This is a genomic window from Mycobacterium sp. 1245499.0, assembly GCF_001673615.1.
In the GTDB taxonomy this organism is placed as follows: Bacteria; Actinomycetota; Actinomycetes; order Mycobacteriales; family Mycobacteriaceae; genus Mycobacterium; species Mycobacterium europaeum_A.
This window is the reverse complement of sequence record NZ_LZMG01000438.1, coordinates 1-2,361: the sequence shown is the minus strand read 5'-3', so window position 1 is coordinate 2,361 and position 2,361 is coordinate 1. Positions and strand designations below refer to the sequence as shown.

The 2,361-nt window shown below is 68.5% G+C and carries 2 protein-coding genes; one reads left to right on the top strand and one right to left on the bottom strand.

Translation table 11 applies throughout. The annotated features are described in order from the left end of the window. On the bottom strand, positions 1 to 1,353 hold a 1,353-nt coding region (locus A5646_RS27215; RefSeq protein WP_066860435.1), incomplete at its 3' end, for an NAD(P)/FAD-dependent oxidoreductase. A gap of 63 nt (positions 1,354 to 1,416) precedes the next feature. Between A5646_RS27215 and A5646_RS27210 the strand changes: the two genes are divergently transcribed. Next, a partial coding sequence (locus tag A5646_RS27210) for an amino acid permease (RefSeq protein ID WP_156748733.1) occupies positions 1,417 to 2,361 on the top strand: 945 nt, incomplete at its 3' end.

Below are 2,361 nucleotides of genomic sequence, written 5' to 3'. Positions count from 1 at the left end.
GAGCCGCAGATTGTGCGCCATGGCGCGGCCGATGATCCGCGGCGGCGGAACCATATACAGGCTGTCCAGCAGCGAGAAGCGCCGCAGGAACCATTCCGCGAGCACGGGATCGGTCTCGGCGGCGCCCAGGAATTGGTCGAACAGCGCCCCGGAGGGCCGCCACCACCAGGGGATGGTTCCCTTGGTGCCGGCGTGGTGGAACGTGACGTCGCCGATCGCGTTCATCGTCCACACCGGGAAGGTGCTCTTGGCGGTGGCCCGGTTCAGCGCCGCGGCCACCTGGTCGTCGGGCAGTTGCAGGGCCCGGCGCAGATGACCGGCCTGCAGCGACGTCATCGTCATGCCCTGCCCGAAGGTGGGGTTGAAGCTGGCCACCGCGTCGCCGAAGGCGAGGATGCCGGCCGGGAGGCGCTCCAGCTTGTCGTAGCGGCGCCACTTGCTGGCCGGGAAGGCGTGAAACGCCGGATCGCCCAGCGGTTCGGCGTGCGTCAGGGCGGCGTTGAAGTGGTCCGGAAGCAGCCGGTGCGCCAGCTCCAGCATCTCGGGAAAGGTCTTGGGCGGTTTGGCGTTCGCCACGCCGAACGTGGTCAGCACCCAGGTGCCGTCCTCGTAGCACAGCATGCCCATGCCCAGGGACTCGTCGTGAGAGGCGCCGGCGACCACCACCTTCTCCGCGATCAGCCCGTCGGGGATGCGGAACTGCTGGGTGGCGTAATGGATGCCGATGTTCATCTCTTGCTCGACGGGACGCTGGAATCCCCACTGCTCCAACCACACCGGCAGCCGGGTGCCCCGGCCCGCCGCGTCGACGACCAGGTTCGCGGCCACGAACTCCTGATCGCCGCCGTCCGGGCCGGCGGGATCCAGCAGCACACCGGTCACCCGCTGTCGCGCCGGGTCGAAGCGCGGCTCGGCCACCGAGCGCCGCGCCACTGTCACGTTGTCGATGCCGAGGACGCGCGTGCGTAACTGCCATTCGAGGTGCGGGCGGCTGGGCACGTAGGCGGTGAACTCGTCGCGCAACGTGCTGCCGGTGCCCAGCACGTGGCCCGCGGCGCCCAGGTGGATGCAGTCGGGCCGGTTTTCCAGTTTGGGGACACCGGCGGCGACCATGTCGTCCAGCAGTCCGGGGAACAGGTCCTCGAATTCCATGGCCCCGCGCGCCATCAGCATGTGCAGGTGCCGGTCCTGGGGCACCGTCGCCCGGTTCGCCGGTTCGGCCGGCAATTCGTCGCGTTCGTACACCGTCACCCGCGAATACGCCTCGGCGAGCGCCCGCGCGGCGCAAAGGCCGGCGATGCTCCCGCCGATGACGACGGCGTGATCCCTGGCCGTTGCTGTGCTGTCCGGCATTGGCGGAGAGTACCCAGTACTGTGACGGACCAATGGCTCCCAGCGTTGGGAAAGGGCTGATGCATGGCCAATCGATGGCGGACCAAGTCGATCGAGCAATCAATCGCCGACACCGACGAGCCGGACACCAAGCTGCGTAAGGACCTGACCTGGCGAGACCTGGTCGTCTTCGGCGTCGCGGTGGTGATCGGCGCGGGCATCTTCACGGTCACCGCGTCCACCACCGGGGACATCACCGGCCCGGCCATCTGGGTGTCGTTCGTGATCGCGGCGGGCACCTGCGCGCTGGCCGCGCTGTGTTACGCCGAGTTCGCCTCGATGTTGCCGGTGGCCGGTAGCGCCTACACCTTCTCCTATGCCACCTTCGGGGAGTTCCTGGCCTGGATCATCGGCTGGAACCTCGTGCTGGAACTGGCGATCGGCGCCGCCGTGGTGGCCAAGGGCTGGTCGAGCTATCTGGGCACGGTCTTCGGATTCGCCGGCGGCACGGCCAGCTTCGGCGGGGCCCAGGTCGACTGGGGGGCGCTGGTGATCGTCGGCGGCGTGGCGACCCTGATCGCGCTGGGCACCAAACTGTCATCAAGGTTTTCCGCGGTGGTCACCGCGATCAAGGTGTCGGTGGTGCTCTTCGTCGTGGTGGTCGGCGTCTTCTACATCAAGCGCGCCAACTATTCGCCGTTCATCCCCAAGCCGGAGGCCGGTCGCGAGGCCAAAGGCATCGACCAGTCCGTCCTGTCGCTGCTGACCGGCGCGCACAGCAGCCACTACGGCTGGTACGGCGTGCTGGCCGGGGCGTCCATCGTGTTCTTCGCGTTCATCGGGTTCGACATCGTCGCCACCATGGCCGAGGAGACCAAGAACCCGCAGCGCGACGTGCCGCGGGGAATCCTGGCGTCGCTGGGCATCGTGACCCTGCTCTACGTCGCCGTCGCGGTGGTGCTGTCGGGCATGGTGTCCTACACCGAACTCAAGACGGTCCGCGGCCGCGGGCAGGCGAACCTGGCCACC